Genomic DNA, 15,143 nt, shown 5'->3' on the forward strand with positions numbered 1-15,143 from the left:
AGCGACTCAGATCACCCCGCGCCCGGCTGCATCCCGACGGAAGATGGGGGTAGTCTCAGACGGACTGCATAAGTTACCGCTTAGTAATGTAACTCAGTAATCTTTCAAGGCCGCCTCAGGAGCCCCCATGCAACTCGCCGCGATCATCGTGTCGCTGGTCCTGACCGTGGTCGGCGTTGCCCTGCTCGCCCGTGCCATCGGTCAGTTCGTCCGGTACTTCAAACTGGGCCAGCGCGTTCCCGCCGGCACCCGGACGGACAACCCGTACCAGCGCAGCGTGACCCTGGTCCGGGAGTTCCTGGGCCACACCCGGATGAACCGGTGGGGCATCGTCGGCTTCGCCCACTGGTTCGTGGCCGTCGGGTTCCTGACCCTGCCGCCGACCCTCGCGCAGGCGTTCGGCCAGCTCTTCCAGGCGGACTGGACGCTGCCGGTCATCGGCGACTTCCTCCCCTTCGAGATGTACACCGAGTTCATCGGTGTGATGACGACCGTCGGCATCGTCGTCCTGATGACGATCCGCCTGCTCAGCCTGCCGTCCCGGCCCGGCCGCAAGTCCCGCTTCGCCGGCTCCAAGGCCGGCCAGGCGTACTTCGTCGAGTACGTCATCCTCACCATCGGCCTCGCCATCTACGTCCTGCGGGGCCTGGAGGGCGCGCTGCACCACGTGGACGGCTACGAGGCCGCGTACTTCGCGTCGTACCCCCTGGTCCTCGCCTTCAAGGGCCTGAGTCTGACGGCGCTGCAGAACCTCGTCTACTTCGTCGCGATGGTCAAGATCGCCACCTCGTTCATCTGGATGATCGTGGTGTCGCTCAACACCAACATGGGTGTGGCCTGGCACCGCTTCCTCGCCTTCCCCAACATCTGGTTCAAGCGTGACGCGAACGGCGGTACGGCCCTCGGCGCCCTGCAGCCGATGACGTCCGGCGGCAAGCCGATCGACTTCACCGACCCCGGCGACGACGACGTCTTCGGCGTCTCCCAGGTCGAGCAGTTCTCCTGGAAGGGGCTGCTGGACTTCTCCACCTGCACCGAGTGCGGCCGCTGCCAGTCGCAGTGCCCGGCCTGGAACACCGGCAAGCCCCTCTCCCCCAAGCTGCTGATCATGTCCCTCCGGGACCACGCCCACGCCAAGGCGCCGTACCTGCTCGCGGGCGGCGGCAAGACGATGGAGGGCGAGGAGAAGGCGTCCGAGGAGCAGCTGAAGGACGTGCCCGCGTCCGCCCTCGCCGAGGCCGAGCGCCCCCTGATCGGCACCGCGGAAGAGAACGGCGTCATCGACCCGGACGTCCTGTGGTCCTGCACCACCTGCGGCGCCTGCGTCGAGCAGTGCCCCGTCGACATCGAGCACGTCGACCACATCGTCGACATGCGCCGCTACCAGGTCATGATCGAGAGCGCCTTCCCCTCCGAGGCGGGCACGATGCTCAAGAACCTGGAGAAGAAGGGCAACCCCTGGGGCCTGGCCAAGAAGCAGCGCCTGGAGTGGACCAAGGAGGTCGACTTCGAGGTCCCGGTCGTCGGCAAGGACATCGAGGACCTCACCGAGGTCGAGTACCTGTACTGGGTCGGCTGCGCCGGCGCCCTGGAGGACCGCGCCAAGAAGACCACCAAGGCCTTCGCCGAACTGCTGCACATCGCGGGCGTCAAGTTCGCGATCATGGGCGGCGACGAGAAGTGCACCGGTGACTCCGCCCGCCGCCTGGGCAACGAGCCGCTGTTCCAGGAACTCGGCATGGAGAACGTCATGTCCCTCAACGCCGCGTTCGGCGAGGAGATGGACGATGACGGCAAGGTGACTCCCGAGTCGGCCAAGCCGAGGTCGGCGAAGAAGATCGTCGCCACCTGCCCGCACTGCCTCAACACCCTCGGCAACGAGTACCCGCAGCTCGGCGGCGACTACGAAGTCATCCACCACACCCAGCTGCTCCAGCACCTCGTCGACGAGGGCAAGCTGATCCCGGTGACCCCGGTCGAGGGCATCATCACCTACCACGACCCCTGCTACCTGGGCCGCCACAACAAGATCTACACGCCCCCGCGCGAGATCATCGGCAAGGTCCCGGGCCTGCGCAACGAGGAGATGCACCGCCACAAGGAGCGCGGCTTCTGCTGCGGCGCCGGCGGCGCCCGGATGTGGATGGAAGAGCGCATCGGCAAGCGCATCAACAACGAGCGCGTCGACGAGGCCCTCTCCCTCAACCCGGACATCGTCTCCACCGCCTGCCCGTTCTGCCTGGTCATGCTCACCGACTCGGTGAACGGCAAGAAGAACGAGGGCGCGGCGAAGGAGTCCATCCAGGTCGTCGACGTCGCCCAGCTCCTCCTGGACTCCGTCCGGACGCCGGTCGACCCGGCGGGCGAGACGGAGCCCGAGAACGAGCCCGAGCCGGAGCCGGTGAAGTAACACCGGCCCCTAAACCCGACGGCGCCCCCTGACTCGCACAGGCAGGGGGCGCCGTCGCATTTCCGACCAGCCGGACGTGCCCCCAAAGGGGCGCGGGGCTGTGCCTACAGGCGGCTTCGCCGCATGGGCGCGACCAGCCACGACGGTGCCGCGCTCTACCGGAATGTTCAGCCCTTGGGCGCAGCCTGCTGCACCACATCGAACGACCACAACGTGGCCCCGCCGGCAGCAGGCTTCGGCCGCTCACCGCCCTCTCCACCACCGCCGTGGGCCCCCTTCGTCGACCCCTCCATCCACGCCCGGAACGACTCCTCGTCCCGCCACCGCGTGTACACCAGGTACTGGTCGGTCCCCTCGACGGGCCGCAGCAACTCGAACCACTCGAACCCGTCGGAGCCCTCCACGGCATGCGCCCGCGAAGCGAACCGCTTCTCCAGCACCTCCCGCTGTTCGGCCGGCACGGTCAACACGTTGATCTTCACGACGCTCATAGCCCCATCCTCCCCCGCCAGGGTGCGCGTCAGCCGGCCAGGCCGGGCACGACCAGCCCGGACTCGTAGGCGATGACCACCGCGTGGGTACGGTTCTGCGCGCCGAGTTTGGTCAGGACGTTGCCGACGTGCGTCTTGGCCGTCTCCAGGCTGACCGTGAGGAGTTCGGCGATCTCCGGGTTGGACCGTCCGGTGGCCATCAGCCGCAGCACCTCCTCCTCCCGGCCGGTCAGCGCCGCCTTCGGCAGGGCCTCGGCGGAGTCCCGGGGGCGGGCGGTGACCATGCGGCTCAGTGCGGCCGGGAAGAGGATCGCCTCTCCGGCCGCCGCCACCCGCACGGCCTCCGCGATCTGCGGGACGGGGAGCCGCTTGAGCACGAATCCGCTGGCGCCCGCGCTGAGCGCGGCGGTGACGTAGCCGTCGTTCTCGAAGGTCGTGATCACCACGACCTTCGGCGGCGGCACGGCCGTGCCGGCGAGGAGCTGCCGGGTGGCGTCGATCCCGTTGAGGCGCGGCATCCGCACGTCCATCAGGACGACGTCCGGCCGCAGTTCCCGCGCCCGCTCGACCGCCTCGACGCCGTCAGCCGCCTCGCCGACCACGGTGATCCCCAGCTGCACCGCGAGCAGCGTGCGCAGGCCGATGCGGGCCACCTGGTCGTCGTCCGCGATCAGGAGGGTGATGGACTCCTCCCGGCCGGTCTCCCGCTCGTCGGGGGCGGTCACGGCGTCGGCCGTACCGGCAGCCGGACCGCCAGCCGCCACCGCTCGGCCCCGTCCGGGCCCGCCGAGAACTCGCCGTGCAGGAGCCGTACCCGCTCGGCGAGTCCGGGCAGGCCGTGCCCCGAGGTCGGGAAGGACCCCGCCGGGGCGGCGGCCCGCTTCCCGGTCCGGTTGACCACGCTCAGCTCCAGTACGTCCGGCGCGGACCGCACCCCGACCTGGATCGGGCCGCCCGCCCCGTGCCGCAGCGCGTTCGTCAGCCCCTCCTGGAGGATCCGGTACGCCGCCCGGGACAGCGTCCCCTGCACCTGCGCCAACTCGCCCGTCAGCTCCGGCTCCACCACCGCCCCGGCGTGCCGCAGCCGGTCCATCAGCTCGGGCAGGTCGGCCAGGGTGCGTTGTGGCGCCGTACCCGCCGCCTCCTCCCGCAGCACGCCCAGCGCGTAGTCCAGGTCCTCCAGCGCGGCCCGCGACGACTCCTCGATACTGCGCAGCGCGGCCCGCGCCGCCACCGGGTCGGCGGTGAGCACCTCGCCCGCCACCGCGGCCTGGATCGTGGTCGCGGTCAGCGTGTGCCCGATCGAGTCGTGCAGTTCGTGGGCGAGCCGGTTGCGTTCGGCCAGGCGCAGCTCCCGCTCGGCGGCCAGCGCCAGCCGTTCCGCCGCCGACGGCCCCAGCAGCCTCGGTGCCAGCCATCGCAGGGCGCCCGAGACCGCCGCGCACACGGCCACCGCCAGCAGCAGGCAGCAGAGCGCCGCCACCCAGCTCCCCCAGCCGCCGGTCAGCCGCACCGACCAGTCGAACAACGTCAGCCCCGCCCGGGAGTCGAGCCAGTTCCCCGGCAGGACGACACCCGCGACCGTCAGCACTGCGGTCAGCAGCATCCCCGTCCACCCCAGTGCCACGTACAGCACCAGCCAGAGCGGGGTCCGCAGGCGATCGGCACCGGACGGGCCCGCCGCCCCCGCCCGAGGGGCCTCCGGCAGCGGCACGCCGAGCAGCTTGCGGGCGCCGACGACCAGCAGCCGCCGTGTGACACCGGCCAGCCCCAGCGCGCCGATCAGCGCCCCCCAGACCAGCAGGACCACCACGATCCCCAAGCCCTCGGGGACGGAGGGCCAGAGCAGCACCGGCAGCGCGGCCAAGGGCAGTAGCGGAAGGCTCGCCAGCGCGCCGCCGTAGGCGAAGAGCGCGCCCGCGTAGGTGAAGCCGCTGAGCAGCGGCCGTAGTCCCCGGATCATGAGCGTCAGTATCGCCGGACGGCCGGGCGGCGCCCTCCCCCGATCGGGGGAGCGACATCCCCCTCTTCGCCGCGATGTCTCCCACGGGGTCCGCGTCCCATGATCGTGCCCCGACCACCTCACAGCAGCAGAAGGAGACGGCGGATGAGCACGCAAGCAACGAACGACAGGAACGGACTGGCCGTGACCGCCATGGCACTGGGCACCATCGGCCTGGCCGGCTCGATCGTCTCCGTCGGCGGCCTGCTCGGCGTCGTCGGCCTCGTCCTGGGCGTCCTCGCGCTGAGGAAGGCCGCACGGACCGGCGTCGGCCGGACCCAGGCCGTCACCGGACTCGTGACGTCGTGCATCGCCATCGTGATGTCCGTCGCGGTCGCGTTCCTCGCCGTGTGGTTCGCCCACCGGACCCAGGACTGCTACCAGTACAACCACGTCCACCAGTGGGCCCGGTGCGTCCAGCAGCAGTTCTGACGGCCGGCCCTGAGCGAGAGCTCTAGTTCAGCCGCTCCAGCCGCCGCCCCCGGCTCTCGGCCACCCTCAGGACGTCGTCCAGGGCCTGGGTCAGGCATTCGGCGAGGTAGTGGAGTTCGCCGGCGGGCAGGTCCGGGAGGATCTCGCGGGCGTGCGCGAGGAGTTGGCCGCCCATGCCGAGCTGGACCGACTCCGTGGCGTCGGCCAGCCGGGACAGCGGGCCGTGGCTGTCATCGCTGATCAGGAAGCACGGTTTGCCCTCCGACCCGGTCCACGGCAGCAGGCGCGGTGCATGCGGTGCGTATGTCACGCGGCCTCCAGCCCGTGGGTCCACGACGCCCCGAGCGCGCCCACGTACGGCCGCACCGACCGGGCTGCGGTGGCGTCGAGCGGGGTGTCCAGGCCGTACGGGCTGCGGTGGGCGGGGAGGGACACGGGCGGATCCGGTCTCGGGGCGATCAGAAACACGGGTGCCTCGTACTGCGGGCGGTGCCTTCCGGTCGGGATCAGCACGCGGCCCAGGACGGCGGCCAAGCGCCGGATAAGGTCGGTCATGTCATCAGCTCCTTGGGCTGGTGGCCACGCCCCCGGACGGCTCCACCCGTCGCGGGGGTCTTTCGTGACCACTGTATTGGCAGTCGGGTGTGGTGTACTAGCCCTGGCAGGGATCGCACTGATGTGCCCAGTACAGGCAGAGTGGCGGGGTGATGCAGTTCGTACCAGACATCCCCCGCTGGCGGCAGGTCGCCGAGGTCATCCGCAGTCGCATCAAGGACGGCACGTATCCACCGCGTAGCCGCGTGCCTTCTGTCCAACAGCTCATCGCGGAGTTCGGCGTAGCAACAGCGACCGCACAGAAGGTGCACAAGGGTCTGCGTGCCGAAGGGCTGATCTACACCGAACCCGGCCTCGGCTCCTTCGTGGCCAAGCCCCCCTCCCCCGAGGAACCCGAGCGCCCGGCGTAGGGCATGACCACCTCCATGATCCGCGGCGCGAGCCTCCGCGGCTTCGCCGGGCTCGTGGAGTCGCTCGGGGGTGATCCGGGCGAGCTGGTCCGGCGGTTCGGGATTCCCGTGGAGGCGCTCACCTCCGACGAGGGGCTGGTGCCGATCACCGGTCACGATCTGATGCTGGACGCGGCGGCCCGCGACCTGCGCTGTCCCGGCTTCGGGCTGCGGCTCGCCCGCGCCCAGGACTACGACTCGATGGTCAAGGAGAAGACCCTCGCCGACCGCTGCAAGGCCGACCCGCGCTGGCTGCAGATCCTGCCGTCCACCGAACTGGCTCCGTGGAAGCGGTTCTGGCCGGTCGTGCCGACGTACGCGCACGGGGGCATCTCCTACGGCGAGATCAAGGGCGGCCGGCGATGAGCGCGCGCACCGGCGCGAGGGCGGGCTCGGGTGCCGTCGTCACCGGCGCCGGCCGCGGGCTCGGCCGGCGGATCGCCGCGCTGCTCGTCGAGCGGGGCCACCGCGTGCTGGTCACCGACGTCGACGGGGACGCCGCCCGCGCCACCGCCGCCGGGCTGGGGCCCGAGGTGTCCTGGGCCGCCGTCGACGTACGCGACGAGGCCCAGGTCGCCGCCGCGCGGGACCGGATCGTGGCCGAGGCGGGACGGCTCGGCGTGTGGGTGAACAACGCCGGTGTGCTGGTCACCGGGCCCGCCTGGGAGCAGCCGGCCGAGGTGCGCCGGCTGATGCTGGAGGTCAACGCGCTCGGCACCGTCAACGGCACGGTGGCCGCGATCGGGGCGATGCGCGGCTCGGGAGGAGGGCACATCGTCAACATCGTTTCGCTGGCCGGCCTGACCGCCGTACCCGGAGAGGCCGTGTACGCCGCGTCCAAGCACGCGGCGATCGGCTTCAGCCTCAGCACGCTCGCCGACCTCCGCGTGGCCGGGATCAGGGACATCCGGATCTCCTGCGTCTGCCCGGACGGGATCTGGACGCCGATGCTGCACGACAAGCTGGACGACCCGGCGTCGGCGCTGTCCTTCTCCGGCACGCTGCTGACGCCCGAGGAGGTCGCCGGGGCGGTGCGCGCGGTCCTGGACCGGCCGCGGCCCGTCACCGCCGTACCCGCGTGGCGGGGGCTCCAGGTGCGCCTCGCCGACGCGTTGCCCCGGTTCGGACTGCGCGCGGTGCCGCTGGCGGTGGCCCAGGGGCGGAGGGTGCAGCGGAGGATAGCGCGGCAGGCGGGGCGGCGCGACGGCTGAAGCGGCCCCAGGGTTCCCTCCAGCCCCAAGAAACTCAAAAATTACCGAACGTACGTGCAACCCTTACTTCGTGAGGGCGGTCTCCTGTGCGCTGACGGCTTCGTGAACCCTGGGACAACCCACGGCGAACACGGACAGTCCGCACCCCATTGACTGCGGATGCCCGCCAGGCATCCCCCGCATGCCGCAGGAGAAACCCGCATGCACATGCACCGGCGAATCGCTCTCGCGACGGCCACCGCGGCCGCGCTGACGGGCGGTCTGCTCACCTTCGTCGCCTCGCCCGCGTCGGCCGCCGACTCGGCCCACGTGGCGAAGGCCGACTTCAACGGCGACGGCATCGGCGACATCGCCACGTCCGCGCCCACCGCCTACGTCAGCGGCCACAAGGGCGCCGGCGCGGTCGTCGTCCTGTACGGGTCGTCGAGCGGCGTCACCTCGTCCAAGCACAAGACCCTCAGCCAGGACTCCCCGAACGTCCCGGGCAGCGCCGAGGCCGGCGACGGCTTCGGCAGCGAGACGGCATACGGCGACTTCAACAACGACGGCTACGACGACCTCGCCGTCGGCACCCCTTACGAGAAGGTCGGCACCGACACCAACGGTGGCGGTGTCACCATCCTGTGGGGCTCCAGCAGCGGCCTGACCGGCAAGTCCACCGGCCTCGCCGACCCGTCCCCCGGCACCCACGACTTCTGGGGCAAGGACCTCGCCGCCGGCGACTTCGACGGTGACGGCAAGGCCGACCTGGTCATCGGCTCCAACTCCAGCACCCTGGACCTGTACCGGGGCGGCCTCAAGAGCCACGGCACCATCAACCCGCCGATCGAGCCCGGCACCAACGACTACCCGTACGGTCCGCTGAGCCTGACCGCCGGTGACGTCAACGGCGACGGCCTGACCGACCTGGTGGTCGACGGCTACGAGACGAACACCGCCATGGGCTGGAACACCAACTACTGGCTGCCCGGCTCCACCACCGACGGCCTGAGCGGCTCCACCGCCAAGGCCTTGAAGCCCGGCATCATCACCGCCATCGGCGACATCAACAAGGACGGCTACGCCGACATCGTCAGCGGCGCCGGCTGGGACAACGTCACCGACGACGGCACCCCCATCCCGGACTCCTCCAACGGCGGCCGGGTGAACATCACCTACGGCTCCTCCGAGGGCCCGGCGTCCACCACCGCCATCAGCCAGAACTCGGGCAACGTCCCCGGCACCAACGAGAAGGGCGACGGCTTCGGCTGGGACCTCGACCTCGGTGACGTCAACGGCGACGGCTACCAGGACCTCGTCGTCAGCACCCCGGACGAGGACATCAGCGGCATCAGCAACACCGGCCAGGTCACCGTCCTGTACGGCTCCGCCAAGGGTGTGAACACCACCTCCGGCGCCCAGGCCTTCGCCGAGAGCACCGCCGGTGTCCCCGGCACCGCCGAGAAGAACGACCTGTTCGGCGCCGACGTCAAGCTCGACGACGTCACCGGCGACGGCAAGGCCGACCTGGTGATCGGCTCGTACGAGAACGACGGCAACGGCGGCATCACCTTCCTGCGCTCCAACGGCTCGAAGATCACCACCTCCGGGGCCGGCATCATCTCGCCGACCTCCGTGAGCATCAACACCACGGGCGCGCCGCAGTTCAGCTCGAACTTCGCCGACTGATCGGCTCGTCTCCGCGAGGTTGACGGCCGAACCCCGAGACAACCCGGAACGAGCCTGCTGACGGCCCCTTAGGGGATGTCACAGGTCGGCCGCAAAGCCGGGCCCGCACAGCCGGGCCCGGCACCTCGCTGTCCGGGACCAGGTACGTTCGAGGACGTGGCTGGATTCAGGATCGGACGCGGGGGCCGAGACAACCGCACCCCCCAGGGACAGCAGGCCCCGCAGGGACAGCAGGCGCCGCGGGGGCCGTCGTACGGCAGGCAGGGACCGTCGTACGGCAGGCCGTCGGTGCCCCCGTCGCCGTACCCGCCGCAGGGGCAGGGGCAGGGGCAGCCGTACGGCTACCCGGGGCCGGGCGGCGGGGACGGCCCGGAGTACTTCGACGACGGCGGCTACGGCCAGGGCGGCTACCCGGCACCGGGGCAGAGCGGCCGGCAGAGCCCGCACGCCGCCCAGACGCCGCACGACCCGTACGCGGCGAACGCCCCGGGCCACACCCAGGCCTTCTCCGTCGACGAGGCCGCCGGCTACACGCAGGGCGCGACCTACCACGCCGGCGCGGCCGCGCCCGCGGGCCCCAGCGGTCCGCCGCTGCACTGGAAGGACCTGCTGCGGGGCGTCGTCCTCTCCCCGAACCAGACGTTCCTGCGCATGCGGGACTACACGATGTGGACCCCGGCGCTCGTCGTCACGTTCCTCTACGGCCTGCTCGCCGTGTTCGGCTTCGACCACGCCCGCGAGGACGCGATCAGCGCCACGCTCTCCAACGCGGTGCCGATCGTGCTGGTGACGGCGGTGGCGATGGTGCTGAGCGCGTTCATCCTCGGCGTGGTCACCCACACGCTGGCCCGTCAGCTCGGCGGCGACGGCGCCTGGCAGCCCACGGTGGGCCTGTCCATGCTGATCATGTCCCTCACGGACGCGCCCCGCCTGCTGTTCGCCATGTTCCTCGGCGGCGACGCCGGCTTCGTGCAGCTGCTGGGCTGGGCCACGTGGATCGCGGCGGGCGCCCTGCTGACCCTGATGGTCTCCCGCTCCCACGACCTGCCCTGGCCGAAGGCGCTGGGCGCGTCGGCGATCCAGCTGATCGCCCTGCTGTCGATCGTGAAGCTGGGCACGTTCTAGTGCCGTGACCGGAAACGGTCACCAGAGGGGTGTGAAAAAGACCCCCGGTCCACTGGACCGGGGGTCTTTCGCTTCCCGCCTTGGCTTTCCGCCTGGTGCTCCAGGAAGTCCGCGTCCTCACACGGTCAGGGGAACCGGGTGGACTTCGTCGGCCCGATGACCAGCACGTTCGTGGATACGCTGGACCGCTTCGGCCGAGGGGGCCTCGGAGAGGCAGTAGACCGTGCCGGACTCCGGGTCCGCCCAGGCCTTCTCGAAGTGGACGCCTTCCTCCTGTTCAATGGCGAGATCGGCCCCATGGGCCTGCTTCAGCTGGTCGGCCGTGATGCCGTTCATCCCGTGGTGAACGTCCATGAACTTGGGCATGATGTCGCGGCTCCTTCCGGCTCTCGCGGCCCGGCGAGTGCCGGGTCGCGCCCGCCGGCGTCATCATGTCCATCCTGTGCCCGTACGCCCCTGACGGCGACACGGGCAGGCCGAACAGCTGTCGCGCGCAGGCGCAGGTCAGAGCGCTTCCCTGTTCACCTTGGGCGCCGAGCCCGTCCTGTGCACCGGCGGCAGGACGCTCCACGGGAAGTTGATCCACTCGTCGGTGCGCTTCCATACGTACTCGCACTTCACGAGGGAGTGGGACTTCTCGTAGATCACGGCGGAGCGGACCTCGGCGACGGTGTCGAGGCAGAAGTCGCGGACCAGCTTGAGCGTCTTGCCGGTGTCGGCGACGTCGTCGGTGATGAGGACCTTCTTGTCGGAGAAGTCGATCACGTTCGGCACGGGCGCGAGCATGACCGGCATCTCCAGCGTGGTGCCGACGCCGGTGTAGAACTCGACGTTCACGAGGTGGATGTTCTTGCAGTCCAGGGCGTACGCCAGGGCGCCCGCGACGAACACGCCGCCGCGGGCGATGCTCAGCACGATGTCGGGCTCGTAGCCGTCGTCGGCGATGGTCTGCGCCAGTTCGCGGACGGCGTTGCCGAACAGCTCGTAGGTCAGGTTCTCCCGGACGTCGCTCATCTGTCCGCTCACACCTGGGTCCGATGGAAGTTCAGGAAGGACCGGGAGGCGGTCGGCCCGCGCTGGCCCTGGTACCGGGAGCCGTAGCGCTCGCTGCCGTACGGGAACTCGGCCGGCGAGCTGAGCCGGAACATGCACAGCTGGCCGATCTTCATGCCGGGCCACAGCTTGATCGGCAGCGTGGCCAGGTTGGACAGCTCCAGGGTGACGTGGCCGCTGAAGCCGGGGTCGATGAACCCGGCGGTGGAGTGCGTGACCAGGCCGAGCCGCCCGAGCGAGCTCTTGCCCTCCAGCCGTGACGCGAGATCGTCGGGCAGGGTGATGACCTCGTACGTGCTCGCCAGCACGAACTCCCCGGGGTGCAGGATGAACGGCTCGTCGCCGTCCGGCTCCACCAGCCGGGTCAGGTCGGCCTGCTCCACGGAGGGGTCGATGTGCGGGTACCGGTGGTTCTCGAACACCCGGAAGTACCGGTCCAGCCGTACGTCGACGCTGGACGGCTGCACCATGGATTCGTCGTAGGGATCGATCCGGACCCGCCCGGCGTCGATCTCGGCCCGGATGTCCTTGTCTGAGAGAAGCACGTCCCGAGGATACGCAAGGCGCGCGGAGCCGTGACAACCACGGCGCCCACGCGCCCCGTCCTTCTCACACGCCCCTATCGCTTCTCCAGGGCGACGGGCACCGCACTGCGGAGCCGGGCACACCTGGGACACCTCACGAGCCGACCCGGACCGAGTCGCTCGGCCTGCTGCATCGGGAACGAAGCGGCGCTGAAGACGTGCCCGTCCGCACAGCGGACCACGGTGCGTTCCATCAAGTCCCTCAAGTCCCTTCCCCAAGAGCCGTATCCGGCTTGCTGCCCTGCCGACAAAAGGCACATTACGGGATCAAAGACTCGACTCTCCAGGCGGCACTCCGGTCCACCCCGGGACCCTTCCCACACCTCCACCGTACGCCCCAACTCCACGCCCCGGCACGGGGATCCCCCCGCCCCACAACGCACCGGGCCCCCGGGCTCCGAGCACCGGGGGCCTGCCATGAGGTACAGTGAGCGAGCATCCGGACACCCCGACCGCTCGGGCCGTCCGTATCACGCGGGTGTAGTTTAATGGTAGAACATCAGCTTCCCAAGCTGAGAGCGCGAGTTCGATTCTCGTCACCCGCTCTTCTCGAAGCCCCAGGTCAGCGACCTGGGGCTGTTTCATTGGGAAGCCTTTGCTGCGTTTTTTGGGTACTCCTGTACCCCCGAGATTGGGCACACAGAGGGCACGCGCGCCTTGGCACATCGCAGCGGGGCGCTGAACTGCACTTTCACGTAGCTGAGCCGGATGCGAGTCCTCAGCCCGCTGTTCCTCGGCGATGGCGGACCTCCGTCCCGCGTGTCTTCGTCGTGGGCGGTGCCCAAGCCCCTTGTGGAAGCAGGCACTTGACCGCTGTGGCGCCTGCGTCAGAGCGGGAGGTCATCGGGAAGTACACGGAACGCTTTGTAACGGCCCAGCGGGCGTACGGCCCGGAAGTCTCGTCGGTCCAGGGTGAGAATCGCGTCCGTGTCGTAGTCGGCGGCAAGCGCCACGTTCACTGCGTCGGCGAGGTCGAGGTCCAGCGCGCGGTAACGGACACGGACGGACTGGGCTGCGCCCAGGTGACCCTCCGTGATCTCCGGCATGACGACACGACCCCGGCCGATCCAGCGCCGCAAGTCGTCGACCGCGCTGAGGGCAGCCTCCCTGCCGAGCTCACGTGTCGCCACGTGATCCAGTTCGGCCAGCAGGAGCGGAGACATGACCAGCAGGCCCGCCGCCATGATCGCCTCGTTCGCCGCCCCATGTTCCGGGTGAGCCGAGTCCAGCGCTGCCAGAAGGCCGGACGTATCGGCGATGACAATGATCACGCGGCGGATCCGGAGCCCGAGCCGGTCCCACGCCCGACGGCATCGGCGACCGTGTCGCGGACCTCCGCCTTGGGCAGCGTGCGCCCCGGCCCCTCGAAGGTGCGTGAGAACAGCGGCTCGTCCCAGACCCGGTTCGCCATGGCTGCAAGGTGGATGCCCTGGCGGATGATCTCGGCCTCGCTTATGCCCCGGCGCTTGGCGGCCTCCTTGATGATCGCCAGGTCCTCGGGGTCCGCGTAGACGTTCGTGCGCTTCATGGACATGTACCAAGAGTAGTCCATGTACCGGATTGGTGTATCCGGCACTCCTTCCCATGTCGTGTTGCTGAGGACCAGCCGAGCCGACCTCCCACGCCCCTTTCGGGTGCCAGACTGTTCCTGGGGAGAGGGGTATGTCATGGGGTTCGGTTTCCGTGTCGGTGTACCTGGGATGAGTGTGCGGGTCTCGACTCGTGGAGTGCGCACCTCGGTCGGGCCACGTGCGGCGAGGCTCAGCGTGGGTAGCGGCGGCGCCAGGATGTCGACCGGGCTCGGCCCCTTCTACGCGTCGAGTTCCCTCGGCGGCAATCGACGGCGCACGAGTACACGGCGTACGGCACGCTCTCGTACGGTCGCCCCCTCAGCCGCGCAACTGGACCGGGCGCGCCGTCAGGCGGAGCGGGCTCAGCAGGAGGCGGAGCGCGATGCCGCCATCGCTCAGTTGCGCGAGCTGAGACGGCAGATGACCAGCGTCCACCTGGAGTCCTTTCCCGCGGCGCATCCGCCCGTCATCCCGGACGCCCCCCAACTGAGCCTGTCATGGGCGCTCGCCGAAGCCCGGACGTTCCACCTTCAGGGCGTGGGGCGGCTGGCCCGCGCGGAGAGGGCTGCGGCCAGGCAACGCGCGGAACAGGACGCGCCCGCCTACCTGGCCGCCGAGACAGCGCGACTGGGAGCGATCCACCGTCAGTTGACGGACGAGGCCGAGCACTGGTGGCAAGCCCTGCTCGCCAATGACGAGGACACCGTCTGCGAAGCGGTGAACACCGCCTTCTCGGACAACCCGGCCGCCGGCTGTGCCGTAGGCGTGGACGGCTCGGTGCTGTCCGTCGTCGTGCGGCAACAGGACCTCGACTCCATGCCCGGTCAGACGCCCGGGCGCACGCCCGGCGGACGCCCGACGCTGAAGAACCTCACCAAGCGGGAGCGCGTTCTGTGGTGGCTGACGTCCATGGGTTCCAACATCGTCGCCACGCTGAAGGAGGGCTTCGCCACCGCACCCGGCATCACAGCCATCGACCTCGCTGTGCTGACCCGCCTGCCTGACAACCGGCGCCTCGGCTTCGTGGCCTACGGCCGCTGGACGCGCCAGGCGATCGAGTCCTCGCCCTGGCGGGAACCCGAGGACGCCCTGCGCTTCCAGGACATCGGACACGACGTCGCCTGCTCCGTCACCACCACCGCATCGGGCAACCTGTCCAGCGCGATCAAGCCGCTGGAAACCACCCGTGTGCCCGGCCTCCGGGTCCTGCTCGACCATGCTCAGGACGAACCCGGTGCCGGCGAACCGTCACTCGCCGACATCGACGCCACCCTCGGCGCCGGCACTCCACCCGGCGACCGGACGCCACTCACCGATCCCTACCGGATCAAGCCGTTCGCCACCACGGTCAACAGCGGTTCAATCCGGCGCACACGACCACCTGAAGGAGCAGGTATCTGCGCTGGTCAGGGCCCATGGAACCCGCCCGAGCGCCGTCGCTTGCCAAGCTGAGAGCGCGAGTTCGATTCTCGTCACCCGCTCTTCTCGAAGCCCCAGGTCAGTGGACCTGGGGCTTTGTTCGTCGGGGCGGTGGTGGCGGGGCGCTTCGCGTGCGCTACGGTGGCTCGCTTTTGCCGTACATCTCTGGGGGG

At 70.0% G+C, this 15,143-nt stretch carries 18 protein-coding genes and 1 tRNA gene; 9 read left to right on the plus strand and 10 right to left on the minus strand.

Annotated elements, in window-relative coordinates; all coding sequences use genetic code 11:
* The first annotated feature begins 127 nt into the window (after positions 1-127).
* Entirely contained in the window at positions 128-2,410 is a 2,283-nt protein-coding gene (locus DBP14_RS15690; protein WP_129307821.1) for a (Fe-S)-binding protein, read from the plus strand.
* A 167-nt stretch (positions 2,411-2,577) separates the two neighbouring features.
* On the opposite strand, the gene DBP14_RS15695 is transcribed toward DBP14_RS15690, so the two are convergent.
* The 3 genes from DBP14_RS15695 to DBP14_RS15705 are packed head-to-tail and all read right to left on the minus strand — an operon-like array spanning position 2,578 to position 4,864.
* The gene (locus tag DBP14_RS15695; RefSeq protein ID WP_129307822.1) at positions 2,578-2,901 is read right to left on the minus strand and encodes an antibiotic biosynthesis monooxygenase; all 324 of its coding nucleotides are present in this window, start codon (positions 2,899-2,901) and stop codon (positions 2,578-2,580) included.
* Positions 2,902-2,930: 29 nt separating this feature from the next.
* Positions 2,931-3,626: a response regulator transcription factor gene (locus DBP14_RS15700; RefSeq protein ID WP_129307823.1), complete on the minus strand. Its 696-nt coding sequence runs from the start codon at positions 3,624-3,626 to the stop codon at positions 2,931-2,933.
* Positions 3,623-4,864 carry a histidine kinase gene (locus DBP14_RS15705; protein ID WP_129307824.1) on the minus strand — a complete coding sequence of 414 codons (1,242 nt, stop codon included), beginning with the start codon at positions 4,862-4,864 and terminating at the stop codon, positions 3,623-3,625. Before DBP14_RS15705 ends, DBP14_RS15700 begins: the two co-directional genes overlap by 4 nt.
* A gap of 144 nt (positions 4,865-5,008) precedes the next feature.
* On the opposite strand from DBP14_RS15705, the gene DBP14_RS15710 reads away from it, so the two are divergent.
* On the plus strand, positions 5,009-5,335 hold the full coding sequence (locus tag DBP14_RS15710; protein WP_241740930.1) for a DUF4190 domain-containing protein: 327 nt from the start codon (positions 5,009-5,011) through the stop codon (positions 5,333-5,335).
* Between the two features lie 22 nt (positions 5,336-5,357).
* Here DBP14_RS15710 and DBP14_RS15715 read toward each other — a convergent pair whose 3' ends face one another.
* Together DBP14_RS15715 and DBP14_RS15720 are read right to left on the minus strand one after the other, a co-directional pair.
* Positions 5,358-5,645, minus strand: coding sequence for a hypothetical protein (locus DBP14_RS15715; RefSeq protein WP_129307825.1), 288 nt, complete (start codon positions 5,643-5,645; stop codon positions 5,358-5,360).
* On the minus strand, positions 5,642-5,890 hold the full coding sequence (locus DBP14_RS15720; RefSeq protein ID WP_129307826.1) for a hypothetical protein: 249 nt from the start codon (positions 5,888-5,890) through the stop codon (positions 5,642-5,644). Before DBP14_RS15720 ends, DBP14_RS15715 begins: the two co-directional genes overlap by 4 nt.
* Positions 5,891-6,042: 152 nt before the next feature.
* Here DBP14_RS15720 and DBP14_RS15725 point away from each other — a divergent pair, with 152 nt between their 5' ends.
* The 5 genes from DBP14_RS15725 to DBP14_RS15745 all read left to right on the plus strand — a co-directional run bounded on the left by DBP14_RS15725 (position 6,043) and on the right by DBP14_RS15745 (position 10,343).
* Positions 6,043-6,300, plus strand: a complete 258-nt coding sequence (locus DBP14_RS15725) for a winged helix-turn-helix domain-containing protein (protein ID WP_129307827.1) — start codon at positions 6,043-6,045, stop codon at positions 6,298-6,300.
* A 3-nt stretch (positions 6,301-6,303) separates the two neighbouring features.
* Positions 6,304-6,705 (plus strand): AraC family transcriptional regulator ligand-binding domain-containing protein, encoded by a 402-nt coding sequence (locus DBP14_RS36875; RefSeq protein WP_241740931.1) that lies wholly within the window; start codon positions 6,304-6,306, stop codon positions 6,703-6,705.
* Complete coding sequence (locus DBP14_RS15735; RefSeq protein ID WP_129307828.1) at positions 6,702-7,550, plus strand: SDR family oxidoreductase; 849 nt, start codon at positions 6,702-6,704, stop codon at positions 7,548-7,550. Before DBP14_RS36875 ends, DBP14_RS15735 begins: the two co-directional genes overlap by 4 nt.
* Before the next feature lie 201 nt (positions 7,551-7,751).
* On the plus strand, positions 7,752-9,218 hold the full coding sequence (locus DBP14_RS15740) for an FG-GAP and VCBS repeat-containing protein (protein WP_129307829.1): 1,467 nt from the start codon (positions 7,752-7,754) through the stop codon (positions 9,216-9,218).
* Between the two features lie 75 nt (positions 9,219-9,293).
* A complete protein-coding gene (locus tag DBP14_RS15745) occupies positions 9,294-10,343 on the plus strand; it encodes a Yip1 family protein (protein WP_129307830.1) in 1,050 nt (349 codons plus the stop codon).
* 117 nt (positions 10,344-10,460) lie between these two features.
* On the opposite strand, the gene DBP14_RS15750 is transcribed toward DBP14_RS15745, so the two are convergent.
* The 3 genes from DBP14_RS15750 to dcd form a co-directional block, all read right to left on the minus strand.
* Positions 10,461-10,709 carry an SCO4226 family nickel-binding protein gene (locus DBP14_RS15750; protein WP_129307831.1) on the minus strand — a complete coding sequence of 83 codons (249 nt, stop codon included), beginning with the start codon at positions 10,707-10,709 and terminating at the stop codon, positions 10,461-10,463.
* Between the two features lie 138 nt (positions 10,710-10,847).
* Positions 10,848-11,357: a phosphoribosyltransferase gene (locus DBP14_RS15755; RefSeq protein ID WP_129307832.1), complete on the minus strand. Its 510-nt coding sequence runs from the start codon at positions 11,355-11,357 to the stop codon at positions 10,848-10,850.
* Positions 11,358-11,365: 8 nt separating this feature from the next.
* Positions 11,366-11,941 (minus strand): dCTP deaminase, encoded by a 576-nt coding sequence (dcd, locus tag DBP14_RS15760; protein ID WP_129307833.1) that lies wholly within the window; start codon positions 11,939-11,941, stop codon positions 11,366-11,368.
* Between the two features lie 513 nt (positions 11,942-12,454).
* Here dcd and DBP14_RS15770 point away from each other — a divergent pair.
* Positions 12,455-12,525, plus strand: a tRNA-Gly gene (locus DBP14_RS15770).
* Positions 12,526-12,807: 282 nt separating this feature from the next.
* Here DBP14_RS15770 and DBP14_RS15775 read toward each other — a convergent pair.
* Positions 12,808-13,251: a PIN domain-containing protein gene (locus DBP14_RS15775; protein ID WP_129307834.1), complete on the minus strand. Its 444-nt coding sequence runs from the start codon at positions 13,249-13,251 to the stop codon at positions 12,808-12,810.
* Positions 13,248-13,514, minus strand: a complete 267-nt coding sequence (locus DBP14_RS15780) for a CopG family transcriptional regulator (protein ID WP_129307835.1) — start codon at positions 13,512-13,514, stop codon at positions 13,248-13,250. The genes DBP14_RS15775 and DBP14_RS15780 overlap by 4 nt, the downstream gene beginning before the upstream one ends.
* Positions 13,515-13,971: 457 nt before the next feature.
* Between DBP14_RS15780 and DBP14_RS15785 the strand changes: the two genes are divergently transcribed.
* A complete protein-coding gene (locus DBP14_RS15785) occupies positions 13,972-15,003 on the plus strand; it encodes a hypothetical protein (RefSeq protein WP_241740932.1) in 1,032 nt (343 codons plus the stop codon).
* Positions 15,004-15,143: the final 140 nt, after the last annotated feature.

It is taken from the genome of Streptomyces sp. L2 (genome assembly GCF_004124325.1).
Lineage (GTDB): Bacteria > Actinomycetota > Actinomycetes > Streptomycetales > Streptomycetaceae > Streptomyces.